The sequence below is a fragment of the Streptomyces scabiei 87.22 genome (genome assembly GCF_000091305.1).
In the GTDB taxonomy this organism is placed as follows: Bacteria; Actinomycetota; Actinomycetes; order Streptomycetales; family Streptomycetaceae; genus Streptomyces; species Streptomyces scabiei.
Window position 1 is genome coordinate 6,079,701 of sequence record NC_013929.1, and the last position, 14,459, is coordinate 6,094,159.

Below are 14,459 nucleotides of genomic sequence, written 5' to 3' on the forward strand. Positions count from 1 at the left end.
ACGAACGTGCCCCCCGCCCCGTCACCGGCGGTGCCTCCTTCCACGAGATGTGGCGCGACCTGCTGCCCCTCGGCCGGCACCCCGGCTCCGGCGGCTACCGCCGGTTCGCCTGGACCGCCGCCGACGCCGACTGCCGGGCCTGGTTCGAGGAGCAGGCCCGGGACCGGGGCCTGCACCACGAGGTGGACCGGAACGGCAACCAGTGGGCCTGGCTCGGCGACCCCACCGCCGGGGACGCCGTGGTCACCGGGTCGCACCTCGACTCGGTGCCCGACGGCGGGGCCTTCGACGGCCCCCTCGGCGTGGTCTCCTCCTTCGCCGCGCTCGACGAACTCCGCGCCCGGGGAGCGCGGTTCGACAAGCCGCTCGCCATCGTCAACTTCGGTGACGAGGAGGGCGCCCGCTTCGGCCTGGCCTGCGTGGGCTCCCGGCTGGCCACCGGACAGCTGACCGCCGAGCAGGCGGGACGGCTCACCGACGGCGACGGCGTCACCCTCCCCCGGGCGATGGAGGCCGCCGGATACGACCCGGAGGGCATCGGCGCCGATCCCGAACGCCTCGCACGCATCGGTGCCTTCGTCGAACTGCACGTCGAGCAGGGGCGGGCCCTGGACCTGTCCGGGGACGCCGTCGGGATCGCCAGCGCGATCTGGCCGCACGGGCGCTGGCGGTTCGACTTCCGCGGCGAGGCGAACCACGCCGGGACCACGCGCCTCGTCGACCGCCGGGACCCCATGCTGTCGTACGCGGAGACCGTCCTCGCGGCCCGCCGCGAGGCCCGGCTGGCCGGAGCCGTCGCCACCTTCGGCAAGATCTCCGTCGAGCCGAACGGGGTCAACGCCATCCCCTCCCTGGTCCGCGGCTGGCTCGACTCCCGCGCCGAGGACCAGGCGACGCTCGACACGGTCGTCGGCGCGATCGAGGAGGCGGCCCGCGACTACGCCCGGGAGCACGGGATCGAACTGGACGTCGTCCGGGAGTCCTTCACCCCCGTCGTCGAGTTCGAGCACGCCCTGCGTGACGAGATCGCCCGCATCCTGGGCCGGGACACGGCAGGCCTGAAGGTGCCGGTCCTCGGAACCGGTGCCGGACACGACGCCGGGATCCTCTCCGGGACCGTCCCGACCGCCATGCTGTTCGTGCGCAACCCGACAGGTGTCTCGCACTCCCCGGCCGAACACGCCGCCGAGGACGACTGCCTGGCCGGGGTGACCGCGCTCGCCGACGTACTGGAAGGGCTGGCCCGCAGGTGACGGAGACGACCTACTGGCTCGAACACGCCTGGCTCGGCACGCACGTCGAGCCGGGCGTGACCCTCACGGTGACCACCGGCGGCACCGGCGGCACCGGCGGCCGCATCACCGCGGTGCGCACCGGCACGCCCGCCCCGCCGCCGGGCGCGGTCGTTCTGCGCGGGCTCACCCTGCCGGGCCTCGCCAACGCCCACAGCCATGCCTTCCACCGGGCCCTGCGCGGCACCGTGCAGGTCGGCTCGGGCACCTTCTGGACCTGGCGCGAGGTCATGTACCGGGTCGCGGACCGGCTGACCCCGGACACCTATCACGCCCTCGCGCGGGCCGTGTACGCGGAGATGGCGCTGGCCGGGATCACGGCGGTGGGCGAGTTCCACTACGTGCACCACGCTCCCGGCGGCACCCCGTACGCCGACCCGAACGCCATGGGTGAGGCGCTGATCGAGGCCGCGGCCGAGGCGGGCATCCGGATCACCCTCCTCGACACGGCCTACCTCTCCGCCGGTTTCGGCAAGGCACCCGACCAGCACCAGCTCCGCTTCTCCGACGGCACGGCGGAGGACTGGGCGGAACGCTGTTCTGTTCTCAAGGACCGGGATCACGCGCGGATCGGTGCGGCCGTGCACTCCGTACGGGCCGTGCCGGCCGGGCAGCTGGCGACCGTGGCGCGCTGGGCCGAGGAGCGGCGGGCCCCGCTGCACGTGCACCTGTCGGAGCAGACGGCGGAGAACGACGCCTGCCACGCGGCGCACGGCCGCACCCCCGCCCAGCTCCTCGCCGACCACGGTGTGCTGGGCCCCCGCACGACGGGCGTCCACAACACCCACCTCACCGACGAGGACATCGCCCTCATCGGCGGCAGCGGCACCGGCACCTGCATGTGCCCCACGACCGAACGGGACCTCGCGGACGGCATCGGCCCGGCCGTCGCCCTGCAACGGGCGGGCTCCCCGCTCTCCCTCGGCTCCGACAGCCACGCCGTCATCGACCTGCTCGAAGAGGCGCGCGCGATGGAGCTGAACGAGCGTCTGCGCACCCGTACGCGCGGTCACTGGACGGCGGCGGCCCTTCTGCGGGCGGCCTCGGCCGACGGCCACGCGGCGATCGGCTGGGACGACGCCGGCACCCTGGAGACGGGCGCGCTCGCCGACTTCACGACGATCGCGCTCGACTCGGTCAGGACAGCGGGGCCGCTGCCACGGCTCGGCGCGGAGACGGCGGTATTCGCCGCGTCGGCAGCGGACGTGTCGCACACGGTGGTGGGAGGTCGGCACGTCGTACGGGACGGGGCGCACACGCGCGTACCGGATGTGCCGAGAGCCCTCGCGGACGCCGTCGCAGCGCTGCGCGGATGACCCGGGCCGGCCCGCCCCCGGGCCGGCCCCCCGACCTCGATCCCGACCCCGAACCGACCGCCGACCAGGCAACCAAGGACGCCATGAGCAGCCCGACGACCGACAGCCCCGCCCACTCGGCGAGCACCGCCAGCACGCTCATCACCAACATCGCCGCCCTGGTCACCAACGACCCCTCTCTCGGCGACGGTTCCCCTCTCGGACTGATCCAGGACGCGGCCGTCGTCATCGACGGCGACCGCATCGCGTGGACCGGTGATCAGAGCAAAGCACCCGCCACTGACAATCGGGTCGACGCCGGTGGACGGGCGGTGATCCCGGGCTTCGTGGACTCCCACTCCCACCTCGTCTTCGCGGGTGACCGGACCGCCGAGTTCAACGCCCGCATGTCCGGCCGGGCCTACAGCGCGGGTGGCATCCGCACGACCGTCGCCGCCACCCGCGCCGCCACCGACGAGGAACTGGAGGCCAACCTCACCCGTTACCTCCGCGAGGCCCTCCGCCAGGGCACGACCACCTTCGAGACCAAGTCGGGCTACGGCCTGACCGTCCACGACGAGGCGCGGGCGCTGCGCATCGCCGCCCGGCACACGGACGAGGTGACGTACCTCGGCGCCCACATCGTCTCCCCCGACCACGCCGAGGACCCCGCCGCCTACGTCGCGCTCGTCACCGGCGAGATGCTCGACGCCTGTGCCCCGCACGCCCGTTGGATCGACGTCTTCTGCGAGAAGGGCGCCTTCGACGGCGACCAGGCCCGCGCGATCCTCACGGCGGGCCGGGCCAGGGGCCTGCACCCGCGCATCCATGCCAACCAGCTCTCCTACGGCCCCGGGGTCCAGCTCGCCGTCGAACTGGACGCGGCGAGCGCGGACCACTGCACCCACCTCACCGACGCCGACGTGGACGCCCTCGCGAGCGGCAGCACGGTCGCCACGCTCCTGCCCGGCGCCGAGTTCTCCACCCGCGCCGAGTGGCCCGACGCCCGCCGCCTCCTCGACGCGGGTGTCACCGTCGCCCTCTCCACGGACTGCAACCCGGGGTCGTCGTTCACCTCGTCCGTCCCTTTCTGCGTCGCGCTCGCCGTACGGGACATGGGGATGACACCGGACGAGGCGGTCTGGGCGGCCACGGCGGGCGGCGCGCGGGCGCTCCGCCGCGACGACGTCGGCCGGCTCACGCCGGGCGCGTACGCCGATCTCGCTCTGCTGGACGCGCCCAGCCATGTCCATCTCGCCTACCGGCCGGGAGTGCCCCTGGTCACGGGCGTGTGGCGCAGGGGCGTACGCGTCGTCTGACCGGCCCCGGCCCGCAGACGGTTCGGACCGGTCCCAGGAAGGGGCCGGTCCGGACCTGTCTCAGGAAGAAACCGGCCCGGCCCCCGCCTTCCACCGCTGCCCCTCGCGCCCCGACGCCACGGCGAAGCCGACGGAACCGAGCGCGTCCGGCGTCACGGCGAACCGCCCCGCGACCGCCGGGCGGATCGCCCCCCGGGAGTCCACCTCGAACCTGAGGTTGTCGCCGTTCTCCCCGTCGAGCGAGTCGCACTCCCAGACGCCCACCCCGTCGTCGACCGCCCCACGGCTGTCCAGGCACAGGTCGGGATCAGCGAACGACTGGAGGACGGCACGCCCGGAATCGAGCCGCCAGCGCTGGGTGGCGCGCGAGGAGCAGGTGGCCGTGACGACGTCGGTGCCCTTCGCCAACGGGCCCCGGATGTCCAGGCACAACCCCGAGGCGACGTTCACGACCTGCGTGTAGGCACCGCTCAGCGGCCCTCCGGACGGCGGCGACGGCGTCGGTGAACCCGTGTCGGACGGCCTCGGGCTGGGGCTGCGCGTCGGCTTCTCCTTCCGCGGGGGCTTCGAGGGGCTCGCGGTCTCCGAGGGGGTCGGGGACGGCGTCGGGCTCGGCGGGGCGGTGGGGGTCACCGACTCCGACGGCGGCACCGCGGGCGTACCACCGGAACCGGCCGCGTCGTCGGACGACGAGCCGACCGGTCCCGAGAACACCAGGAACGCCAGCAGCGGCGCCAGCGCCACCCCGAGGGCCACCGAGGTCAGCGCGATCCGGCGGGACCGCGACCACTTGGCCCGCGGCACCCCGTCCGGCGCCTCGGCCCCGAGCGGGGCCAGGGGCTCCGTGGGCGGTCCCGCCGCCCAGGCCCCGGCGGCCGTCGCCGCCCCGGCCCGAGGCTCGGCTCCCATCCCGCCGACGGAACGGTCCCCGTCGCCGGAGCCGAACCCGGAGGTGAAGTCGGAGCCGAAATCGGAGCCGAAAGCGGAGCCGAAATCGGAGTCACCGGAGGGGAATCCGGAAGCCGAAGCGGAATAGGCGCCGGACCCCTGCCCCGAGCCGGAGCCGGAGCCGGAGGCAGCGGCAGAGGCAGGGCCGGGCCCAGAGCGAGTGCCGGAGCCGCTGCCTCTGCCAGACCCGGAGCCCGACGCCGTGCCCGTACCCGAGTCCGACGCCCCCGCCGGACCGGCCCCGGGAGCTGCGCTCCTGCCGGGGGCTCCGCCGCCCAGGCCCGACTCCGTCCACGCCTCCGCCGCCGCGGCGGTCGCGGCGGCGGCCTCGGCCCACCCGCCCCCTCTGGCGCCCGCCCCGGGCGTCCGGGCCGCCTCGTCCCGCCCCTGGGCCTCCGGGTCCGTGAAGTCCTCCGCGCCCGCGCCCCGGGCGCCGCGGGAGCCGCGCGTGTACGCCGTACCGCCCCAGGGCAGCAGCCCCTCCGCCAGGGTCGCGCGCGGGCTGTCGCGCAGGGCGCACAGCTCCTCGTAGGCGCCGGCGCAATAGGGGCAGTACGCCATGTGGGCGTGCAGATCGGTGCTGTGGCGAGGGGAGTCCGGTCGTACGGACTCCTCGATCAGCCGGCGGAAGTCCTGGCAACGCGGGTCGTCCGAGGCGGCGAGACGCACGCGGAGGCATGCCTGGCGCAGGGGCTGGAGCGCGGACTCCCGCCTGTACGCGACGTCGTCGGGGGTGAGGCCGAGCAGCACGGCCGTGCGCTCGTCCGGCTCCTGCTCCACGGCGCCGTACCAGATGAGTCCCTGGGGCCGGGGCGGCAGGAGCTGGAACGCCGCGAGCAGGGGCGGGACGGGGCCCTCGGGGCCCGCCGCGGCCAGCACCGGGCGCAGGGCGGGTGCGAGACCGGTCGCGTGTTCGTCGGTGGTCCAGGTGGCGGCCACGCGGACGGTCAGCAGGAGCAGTTGGTGGCGCCAGGGCACGGCCGCCTCGGTGCCGCGCGCCGTCTCCCGGGTGGCGGTCGTGAACGCCTGTGTCGCCAGCTCCAGGGCCGAGGACTCGCTCGCGGCACACAGCCGGGCGTAGGCGAGAACCGACGGGTGGTGGCGCTCACGCAGTTCGCGCAGGGCCGTGTACGCGATCGGCGAGTCGGCGCGCAACAGCGCGGTGAGCCGCGCGTCCGACGCGTTCGCGTGCCGGTGCTCGGACCCGTCGTCGGGGCGTGCGCCCGGCGTACCGGTGTCCTGCCGTTTCTCGTGGCCGTCGTCGTCGCCGGAGCGCTCGTCCCGAGCCCGAGTCATCCTCGTGCCTCCTCGCACCCCCGTGACCGCCAGTCGGCTTCTGGAACACCGAACACTCTGGCGCGTGACCATAGTGACGGAAGGTGAACCGGAGGGAAGGGGTTTCTTGCGGTAAGGGGGGTGAGAGATCGGCAGGCCGGAAACGGTTCGGCCGGGTACGCGAGGAGTGTCGCAACTCCTGCCGCACCCGGCCGCCTTCTCTCACGGTCACGGTGACCGCTGTCACTCCTCCAGAGTCAGTCCCTTGCGCAGCCGCACCAGCGTGCGGGACAGCAGCCGGGAGACGTGCATCTGGGAGATCCCCAGTTCGTCCCCGATCTCGGACTGCGTCATGTTGGCCACGAACCGCAGGGAGAGGATCTGCCGGTCGCGCGGCGGCAGTCCGGCGATCAGCGGCTTCAGGGACTCGACGTACTCGATGCCTTCGAGCCCGTGGTCCTCGTAGCCGATCCGGTCGGCCAGCGCGCCCTCGGAGTCGTCCTCCTCCGGCTGGGCGTCCAGGGACGAGGCGGTGTAGGCGTTCGAGGCCGCCATGCCCTCGACGACCTCGTCGTTGGTCAGCCCCAGGCGCTCCGCCAGCTCGCCCACCGTGGGGGCGCGGTCGAGCTTCTGGGCCAGTTCGTCACCGGCCTTGGCCAGGTCGAGCCGGAGTTCCTGAAGCCTGCGCGGTACGCGTACGGACCAGCTGGTGTCGCGGAAGAAACGCTTGATCTCACCGACGATGGTGGGCATCGCGAACGTGGGGAACTCGACGCCCCGGCTCAGTTCGAAGCGGTCGATCGCCTTGATCAGGCCGATCGTGCCGACCTGGATGATGTCCTCCATGGGCTCGCTGCGCGAGCGGAACCGGGAGGCGGCGAACTTGACCAGCGCCAGGTTGAGTTCGACCAGCGTGTTGCGGACGTACGAGTATTCGTACGTGCCTTCCTCGAGGGACTCCAGCCGCTCGAAGAGGGTCTTGGACAACGCCCGGGCGTCCACCGGTCCCACCTCGTCGTACGGGGGGATCTCCGGCAGGTCGGCGAGTCCGTCGCCCGGATCGTGGGCGAGGTCGTCCTGCGTCTCTTCCGGGGCGGATGCCGACGTCGCCCTCTGGGTATGCGATGCGTCGAGCCGGGGTGACATGATGTCCTCCATCGTTCTCGGCATATGGCCGCCGATGCCTGTACGTGCACTGCGGTGTGCGGCGCCTCCAAAGCCGGCCGTGTCGTTTGGTGCAGTACTAGCCCTACCCGCTTTCCGGACGTCGTCGCAAGTGCGTCCTGCACTGAAATGTCCCTTTTCGGGGGATTGTTCGGGTGTCGGAGAGTGTGGAGAAGGCGTAGTGTTCGAGGGCGAGTCAGCAGTCACGACGGTCGGGAGAGAGACGGCATGGACCGTGGGACGGTCGGCAGCGCACAGTCGGGCCGGCTACGGGTCGAGGTGCGGGAAGAGGGCTCCAGCGCCGTGGTGACGCCGGCGGGTGAGCTGGATCACCACACCGCCGATCTGTTGCGCGAGCCACTCGAGAGCTGCCTGGAAAAGGGCTTCACGCGTCTGGTGGTGGACTGCTCGCTGCTGGAGTTCTGTGACTCCACCGGGCTGAACGTCCTGCTGGGCGTGCGGCTCAAGGCGGAGTCGGCGGGCGGCGGAGTCCACCTGGCGGGCATGCTCCCGGCGGTGGCGCGGGTCTTCGAGATCACCGGGGCGGACGCGGTGTTCACCGTCCACGACACCCTCGACGCGGCCCTGGGGGACTAGGCCCGCGTCCGTCGTCCGCGGCCCTCGCCCGAGGGCGCCGTCGGTCCGGCCGCCACGTCCGTCGGGCCTGCCGCCCGGCCCGCGAAAGGGCCCCGGCATCCCGTCCCGACCGGCTGATTGTTCGCGTCACAGCTTCTGTGCCGAAAACATGGGTGTTCTGACGGTTCGCTCGGGCAGGAGAGATGCTGAACGTCCCGGCGAGCGGGCCGGCCGCCGGCAGGGCCCGGTGGCGGGGCGTGGACGGGCGACGGGGCGTACGGCGCGGGTCCGCGGGCGGCTCCGCGGCTGCTCGACGGCGGTGCGACGGCGGCCCGACGACGGCTCGGCGGCGACTCGGAAGTTCGGCGAATGTGACGGGGAGTACGGATGGCGCAATGGGTGACATCGGAAGACAGCATGTGCCGCGGGCCGGCGTCCCGCATCCTTGATGAGTCCTGAATCGTGTACTGGTGAATCGGTGAGGTGAAGCGCTGATGAGCACCACCCGGCCCTTCTCGCCGGGCGACCGCGGCCCGGAACCGGGTGCCGGCGGCGCTTCCGGAGCGCCCGGGGGAGACCCGCCCGTGGTCCCCGCCACGGGGCGTCGGTCCCGTCGGCTCAGCTTCGAGGGCGAGAGCGGCGTCGTGCCGCTCGCCCGCGACTTCACCCGCCAGGCGCTGTACGAGTGGGGCTGGCTGCCGGCCGCGACCGCGGACCAGCGGGCGGCGGCCGAGGACGTCCTGCTGGTGGTCTCCGAGCTGGTCACCAACGCGTGCCTGCACGCCGAGGGCCCCGCCGAGCTGCGGATCGGGTCCGACAACAAGGTGCTGCGCATCGAGGTCTCCGACCGGGGGACGGGGGATCCGGCTCCCCGGACCCCGCACCGGGCGGGCCGCCCGGGCGGGCACGGCATGTTCATCGTGCAGCGGCTGTGTCTGGACTGGGGGGTCGTACGGGAGCCCGGCGCGTCCGGGAAGACGGTGTGGGCGGAGCTGGGGGCGCCGGCCTGACCGGGGCGGGCCGCCTCCGGCGGGTCGCCGCGGGCCGATGGTGCGGCGATGCGGGCCGATGGTGCGGCGATGCGGGCCGATGGTGCGGCGATGCGGGCCGATGGTGCGGCGATGCGGGCCGGGCCTGCTGCGGTGGGGCCGAGCCCGTGGTCGCGGAGCGCGAGGCGGCCGGCGTGGGCCGTTGACCGTGGGTCCAGCCCGTGGTCGCGGAGCGCGAGGCGGCCGGCGCGGACCGTTGACCGTGGGTCCAGCGTGTAGCCATGGAGAGCCGGGCGCCGGTGTGGACGTCGAGCCGCGCCGTGCCCACTACGCCCCTGCCGCCCCCCTTTGCGCCCCGGGCAGTCGCCCCGGGGCATCGACACGCATCCGACACCTGCGTGTGTCTTCCTTCTACACGGGCCCCGGCGTACCTTGAGCCGCCGATCTGATGTTCCGTCAGAAATGTGGGGTGCCGAGGTGTCGTACCGGACGTACCAGAAACGAACCGCCGCGCTCGCGACCCTCGCGGCCCTGGCCGGATCGGCGGTGCTGATGGCCGCCCCGGTGGCCCATGCCGAGGTCGTGGACGTCGAGTACAACTGCAAGACGCCGATCGGGGACAAGTCCGCGGTGTCGCCGATCGACATCAAGGGTGTCGAGAGCGGCGACGGCTACAAGATCACGATGTCCTGGCAGAAGGGCGTGTCGTCCAGCCCGGTGGAGCTGGGCAAGGGCGCGATGACGCCGAGCGCCACGATCGAGCTGGGCGGGGCCGACAGCGGGACGCTCACGGTGACCGGGCCGGCGAACCAAGAGGCGATCCCGCCCAACACGCCGATCAAGATCAATGACCTGAGCGGTACGTACACCCCGAAGAAGACCGGCAAGGTCGAGTTCACCGCGGGTGTCCTCACCATCAAGGCCCTCGGCACGGTGACCACCTGCACACCGGGGAACGATCCCGGCCCCTCGCTCACCCTCGACGTCAAGGCCGCCGGCGGGGGCGGTACGGGCGGCGGATCCGCCACGGGCGGCTCGGGCGCCACGGGTGGCACCGGCGGCTCGGGCGGCGAGCTTCCGCGGACCGGGCCCCTGGACTCGGCGGTCGCGCTCGGCACGCTCGGCGGGACGGTCCTGCTCGCGGGCGCGGCGGGAGCCCTGTGGGTGACCCGCAGGAACCAGGCGGTACGTCGCTGACGGGAGCCGGAACGTGAGCAGAAGGCGGCCGGGCCCGGCGGCACACCCGACACGGCACCCCACCCCGCGCGCCCCGGCGCTCACCGGGGCGCTCACCGTGTGGCTCGTCCTGGCCCTCCTGGCGGCGCCCCTCGGCGGCGGGAGCGCGCTGGCCGCGGACAGGCCGACCGTGAAGCTGTCCAAGGCGCAGGCCGGAACCGGCGGTTCGGTCACCGTGACCGGTGACGGATGGCGGCCGAAGGCGATCCTGATGATGCTCATCTGCGGCCGGGCAACGCCCTCGCGGGGGGTGCCCGGCGGCACCGACTCCTGCGCCAACGCCGACGGGCGGGCCGTCACCGCCGATGGCAAGGGCGGCTTCCGACGGGAGTTGCCGGTGTCCGAGCCCCCGGTGCCCTGTCCCTGCGTCGTGCACGTCTCCACCATCACGGGCCCGAAGGCGGCGGCCGACGCGGCCTTCCAGGTCGCCGGGCACTCGGTCGAACCGTTGCCGAGGGAGGCCGGCGGCGGCCGGCTCTCGCTGCTGACGGACGCTCGCCTGACGGGCTCCGACGGGCTGCTGACCTGGTTCGGCGCACCCCCCGCCCGCGAACTCGTCCTCACCGTCGGCAACGTCGGCACCTCACCGGTCAGGAACCCCGTCTTCCAGGTCGGCACCTCCCACGGCGTGTTCGCCCCGCGCCGGGAGGAACAGCGCTGGCGCGGAACGATCCGGCCCGGCGGCAGGGCACGGATCACGCTGCCCGTGGACCTCGCGGCCGGGGCCCACGGCGACTACACCGTCTCCCTCACGTACGGCGGGAAGGTCCTCGCCGAACGGCCGTGGACCGTGGGCCGTCCCTGGGGCGTCACCCTCTTCTGGCTGATGCTCTGCCTCGTCGTCCCGGCGGTGCTGTTCCGGACGGGCATGGCCGTGGTGGACCGTGCGCGCCCGGCGCGCACGGCGCCTGAGGGGAGGGGACGCGGGCGGCGCCTGCCGGCGTGGGTGCCCCGGCCGGGCCCCTCGAACGCGGCCCACGCACACCCCCGTACGCCGCCCGCCGTCCGTACGGTCCCGGACCCGGGCCTGCCGTGGTTCACCCCCGACACCCGCCGCGACACCACCGTCCCCGAACCGCCCGCCTGAGGCGGAGGGGCGTACGCGCGTGACGCCGGGAGCGCGGCACGGGAAGCGGAACGGTAAGGGCCGCCGCACCCGGAGGTACGGCGGCCCTGCCCGTGATCGGCCGGAGCCGGAGGTCAGTTGACGTCGCCCGTGAGGGCCCTGACCTTCTTGCGGTACATGTGGATCGCGAAGCCGGCGAGGACCGCGAGGGTGGCCTCCACGGCGACCATGCCCGTGCCGCTGAGGTCGAAGCCGCCGACGGCCGGGTTGGAGAGCAGACCGGTGATCGAGTCGCCCGCGGTGACCGCGAGGAACCACACGCCCATCATCTGGCTGGCGTACTTGGCCGGAGCCATCTTCGTCGTCACCGACAGGCCGACCGGGGACAGGCACAGCTCGCCCACGGTCTGGATGAAGTAGATGCCCACCAGCCACATCGGGCTGGCCAGGGTGCCGTTCGCCGCCATGCCCAGCGGGATCAGGAAGAAGAAGAACGAGACACCGATGAGCACCAGGGCCATCGCGAACTTCACGGCCGTGCTGGGCTCCCGGCCCTGACGGTTGAGCCACAGCCAGAGCCAGGCGAACACCGGGGCCAGCGCCATGATGAACAGCGGGTTCAGCGACTGGTACCAGGAGGTCGGGAACTCGAAGCCGAGCAGCGAGCCGGCCACCTTCTGGTCGTTCGAGCCGAAGGCCTGGACCGTCGAGGCGCCCTGGTCGTAGATCATCCAGAACACGGCGGCGGCGACGAAGAACCAGATGTAGCCGGTCATCCTGGACTGCTCGGCGGTGGTCAGCTCCTTGTCCCGCTTGATGCGCAGCAGCACACCAGCCGGGACGACGAGACCGATGACGGTCAGCGGGATCATCGCCCAGTTCAGGGTGAAGTGGCCGCTGAGACCCACGGCACCGTAGAAGACGGCCGCGACGGCCAGCCAGAGCAGGCCCTCGCGCAGCCAGGCGGCGCGCTCCTCGGCCGCCAGCGGCTTGGGGACGATGTCGCTGGTCGGGCTCAGGGTCCGGCTGCCGGCGAGGAAGACGGCGAGACCGATGGCCATGCCGACCGCCGCCAGACCGAAGCCGAGGTGCCAGTTGACCTCCTGGCCGACGGTGCCGATGGCCAGCGGGGCGAAGAAGGCGCCCGCGTTGATGCCCATGTAGAAGATCGTGAAGCCGCCGTCGCGCCGCGGGTCGCCGGGGCCGTCGTAGAGGTGGCCCACCATCGTGGAGATGTTGGCCTTCAGCAGACCGGAACCGGCCGCGACCAGTGCCAGGCCGGCGAAGAACGGCGCCTGACCGCCCGGCAGGGCGAGCACCAGGTGCCCGGCCATGATGGTGACGGCGGCGATCGCCACCGTCCTGCGGGGGCCCCAGACACGGTCGCCGAGCCAGCCGCCGGGCATCGCGAGCAGGTACACCATCGCCGAGTAGACGGCGACGATCGTGGTGGTGGTGGCCAGGTCCATGGCCAGGCCGCCGCCCATGCTCCCCTTGCCGGCGTCGGGGCCGCCGGAGAGCAGGTAGACGGTGAGGAGGGCCTTCATGCCGTAGTAGGAGAACCGCTCCCACATCTCGGTCATGAAGAGAGTGGCCAGTCCGCGGGGGTGGCCGAAGAAGGTGGCCTCGGTGCCGGGGGTTCCCCGGCCGGCCGGGTCCTTCGTCAGGCTGGACGCCATGGTCGTTCCTTGCAGATCGGGACGGCGCACGTGGGGGCGCGCGCCCGGTGGTGGGGCGGCCGGCACCGGACGGCCGGAACGTCCGCCCCGCCACACGGGGGTCCGCCCCGGGTCACGGGACGGCGGACGGCGACCACCGGGATCCACGCCCCTCTACGCGCGTTGACGCAGCGTTGCGTCCCGCGTGTCCGGGGCCCGGCCACAGGTCATTGCGTACCTGTCCTTACGCACAGGAAAGAGACCTTCCGCGCGGATATGCCGCTGAAGGTCCCCTCGTGTCGCTACAGGCGTTCCGTCACCATACGTCAGAAGGACGCGCGAAAAGGAAGCGCTTGAGAGGCGGATCACAGGTAAGAACGCAACCGTGGGCGTGCATTCGAAGGTCCCGGTCGAGTTCGGGATGGATGGACGCAGGTGGTGGACCGGGCGTGGGGGGTGCCGGAGTGCCGTGTCCACGAGACCCGCGCGCGATCCGCACCGCTTCGCGCCGCCTTCTTCACCTGGCATCACACACCGGTGTGGATCTTCACGGGTGGCGGGACGAATCGCCCGCCGCAGTGGATCATGCGCGGGGAAGGTGAGAGAACCCTCGGACAAGGTGTGAATCCCGCTTGCCGATCACCCTCCACCTGCGGTTCTCGTCGGACTACCATCACCCCATGACCCGTGTACTGCTCGCCGAGGACGACGCGTCCATCTCGGAGCCGTTGGCTCGCGCACTGCGCCGGGAAGGGTACGAGGTGGAGGTCCGCGAGGACGGTCCCACCGCGCTGGACGCCGGCATGCAAGGTGGCATCGACCTGGTCGTCCTGGATCTGGGGCTGCCCGGCATGGACGGCCTGGAGGTGGCCCGCAGGCTGCGCGCCGAGGGGCACACCGTGCCGATCCTCATCCTGACCGCGCGTGCCGACGAGGTGGACACCGTCGTGGGCCTCGACGCGGGCGCCGACGACTACGTCACCAAGCCCTTCCGGCTCGCCGAACTGCTGGCCCGGGTCCGGGCGCTGCTCAGGCGCGGCGCCGCGGAGCCGGCGCAGCCGCCCGCCACCCACGGGGTGCGGATCGACGTCGAGTCGCACCGGGCGTGGATGGGTGACGAGGAGCTGCAGCTCACGGCCAAGGAGTTCGACCTGCTCCGAGTGCTCGTACGCGACGCGGGCCGGGTCGTCACCCGGGACCAGCTGATGCGGGAGGTCTGGGACACGACCTGGTGGTCGTCGACCAAGACCCTCGACATGCACATCTCCTGGCTGCGCAAGAAGCTGGGCGACGACGCGGCGAATCCGCGGTACATCGCGACCGTGCGGGGCGTCGGGTTCCGGTTCGAGAAGAACTGAGCAGGTCGGTGGGGCCGGGCGCCCCGCGGCCCGGGGGAGTGCGTCGTGTGCCGGCCGCGGTGGGTCGTGGCCGGCCGCGCGGTTCCCCGGGCACCCGCCGCGGCAGCACGGGTGTGGCGTCCGCGCTCCCGAGGGGTCGGCCACGGGTGACGTCCACCCCCGACGGGAGGGCGCCACCACGGCCGCCCTGACGGGGGCCCGAGCGGTCACCCTTGACGGGAAGGCCACACAGGCCGCCCCCGACGGGAAGGCTCCACGCGGTCACCCCCGACCGCAGGACCGC

The 14,459-nt window shown here is 73.1% G+C and carries 11 protein-coding genes; 8 read left to right on the plus strand and 3 right to left on the minus strand.

The features are described from left to right. Positions 1 to 47 precede the first annotated feature (47 nt). The 3 genes from SCAB_RS26095 to hutI are packed head-to-tail and all read left to right on the plus strand — an operon-like array spanning position 48 to position 3,906. Positions 48 to 1,253, plus strand: a complete 1,206-nt coding sequence (locus SCAB_RS26095) for an allantoate amidohydrolase (RefSeq protein WP_013003079.1) — start codon at positions 48 to 50, stop codon at positions 1,251 to 1,253. Next, positions 1,250 to 2,608: a formimidoylglutamate deiminase gene (locus SCAB_RS26100; RefSeq protein WP_013003080.1), complete on the plus strand. Its 1,359-nt coding sequence runs from the start codon at positions 1,250 to 1,252 to the stop codon at positions 2,606 to 2,608. Before SCAB_RS26095 ends, SCAB_RS26100 begins: the two co-directional genes overlap by 4 nt. Beyond that, a complete protein-coding gene (hutI, locus tag SCAB_RS26105) occupies positions 2,605 to 3,906 on the plus strand; it encodes an imidazolonepropionase (RefSeq protein WP_013003081.1) in 1,302 nt (433 codons plus the stop codon). Before SCAB_RS26100 ends, hutI begins: the two co-directional genes overlap by 4 nt. Positions 3,907 to 3,966: 60 nt before the next feature. On the opposite strand, the gene SCAB_RS26110 is transcribed toward hutI, so the two are convergent. Both SCAB_RS26110 and SCAB_RS26115 read right to left on the minus strand, forming a co-directional pair. Continuing rightward, positions 3,967 to 6,150 (minus strand): RICIN domain-containing protein, encoded by a 2,184-nt coding sequence (locus tag SCAB_RS26110; RefSeq protein ID WP_013003082.1) that lies wholly within the window; start codon positions 6,148 to 6,150, stop codon positions 3,967 to 3,969. Between the two features lie 222 nt (positions 6,151 to 6,372). Further along, positions 6,373 to 7,287, minus strand: a complete 915-nt coding sequence (locus SCAB_RS26115) for an RNA polymerase sigma factor SigF (protein ID WP_013003083.1) — start codon at positions 7,285 to 7,287, stop codon at positions 6,373 to 6,375. A 234-nt stretch (positions 7,288 to 7,521) separates the two neighbouring features. Between SCAB_RS26115 and SCAB_RS26120 the strand changes: the two genes are divergently transcribed. From SCAB_RS26120 to SCAB_RS26135, 4 genes are all read left to right on the plus strand, one after another. Next, entirely contained in the window at positions 7,522 to 7,890 is a 369-nt protein-coding gene (locus SCAB_RS26120) for an STAS domain-containing protein (protein ID WP_013003084.1), read from the plus strand. Positions 7,891 to 8,363: 473 nt separating this feature from the next. Further along, entirely contained in the window at positions 8,364 to 8,879 is a 516-nt protein-coding gene (locus SCAB_RS26125) for an ATP-binding protein (protein ID WP_041669659.1), read from the plus strand. A gap of 441 nt (positions 8,880 to 9,320) precedes the next feature. Then, positions 9,321 to 10,055 carry a hypothetical protein gene (locus SCAB_RS26130; RefSeq protein WP_037726175.1) on the plus strand — a complete coding sequence of 245 codons (735 nt, stop codon included), beginning with the start codon at positions 9,321 to 9,323 and terminating at the stop codon, positions 10,053 to 10,055. A gap of 13 nt (positions 10,056 to 10,068) precedes the next feature. Then, on the plus strand, positions 10,069 to 11,181 hold the full coding sequence (locus tag SCAB_RS26135) for a hypothetical protein (protein WP_013003087.1): 1,113 nt from the start codon (positions 10,069 to 10,071) through the stop codon (positions 11,179 to 11,181). Positions 11,182 to 11,294: 113 nt separating this feature from the next. On the opposite strand, the gene SCAB_RS26140 is transcribed toward SCAB_RS26135, so the two are convergent. Continuing rightward, a complete protein-coding gene (locus SCAB_RS26140; RefSeq protein WP_013003088.1) occupies positions 11,295 to 12,839 on the minus strand; it encodes a peptide MFS transporter in 1,545 nt (514 codons plus the stop codon). 659 nt (positions 12,840 to 13,498) lie between these two features. Between SCAB_RS26140 and SCAB_RS26145 the strand changes: the two genes are divergently transcribed. Then, positions 13,499 to 14,176, plus strand: coding sequence for a response regulator transcription factor (locus SCAB_RS26145; protein ID WP_037726315.1), 678 nt, complete (start codon positions 13,499 to 13,501; stop codon positions 14,174 to 14,176). Positions 14,177 to 14,459: the final 283 nt, after the last annotated feature.

What these genes read in the sequence shown, in the direction of transcription:
- SCAB_RS26095 (WP_013003079.1), top strand. Translation starts at nt 48, where the DNA reads ATGTGGCGCGACCTGCTGCCCCTCGGCCGGCACCCCGGCTCCGGCGGC.
- hutI (WP_013003081.1), top strand. Translation starts at nt 2,605, where the DNA reads ATGACCCGGGCCGGCCCGCCCCCGGGCCGGCCCCCCGACCTCGATCCC.
- SCAB_RS26110 (WP_013003082.1), bottom strand. Translation starts at nt 6,150, where the DNA reads ATGACTCGGGCTCGGGACGAGCGCTCCGGCGACGACGACGGCCACGAG.
- SCAB_RS26115 (WP_013003083.1), bottom strand. Translation starts at nt 7,287, where the DNA reads ATGGAGGACATCATGTCACCCCGGCTCGACGCATCGCATACCCAGAGG.
- SCAB_RS26120 (WP_013003084.1), top strand. Translation starts at nt 7,522, where the DNA reads ATGGACCGTGGGACGGTCGGCAGCGCACAGTCGGGCCGGCTACGGGTC.
- SCAB_RS26125 (WP_041669659.1), top strand. Translation starts at nt 8,364, where the DNA reads ATGAGCACCACCCGGCCCTTCTCGCCGGGCGACCGCGGCCCGGAACCG.
- SCAB_RS26130 (WP_037726175.1), top strand. Translation starts at nt 9,321, where the DNA reads ATGTGGGGTGCCGAGGTGTCGTACCGGACGTACCAGAAACGAACCGCC.
- SCAB_RS26140 (WP_013003088.1), bottom strand. Translation starts at nt 12,839, where the DNA reads ATGGCGTCCAGCCTGACGAAGGACCCGGCCGGCCGGGGAACCCCCGGC.
- SCAB_RS26145 (WP_037726315.1), top strand. Translation starts at nt 13,499, where the DNA reads ATGACCCGTGTACTGCTCGCCGAGGACGACGCGTCCATCTCGGAGCCG.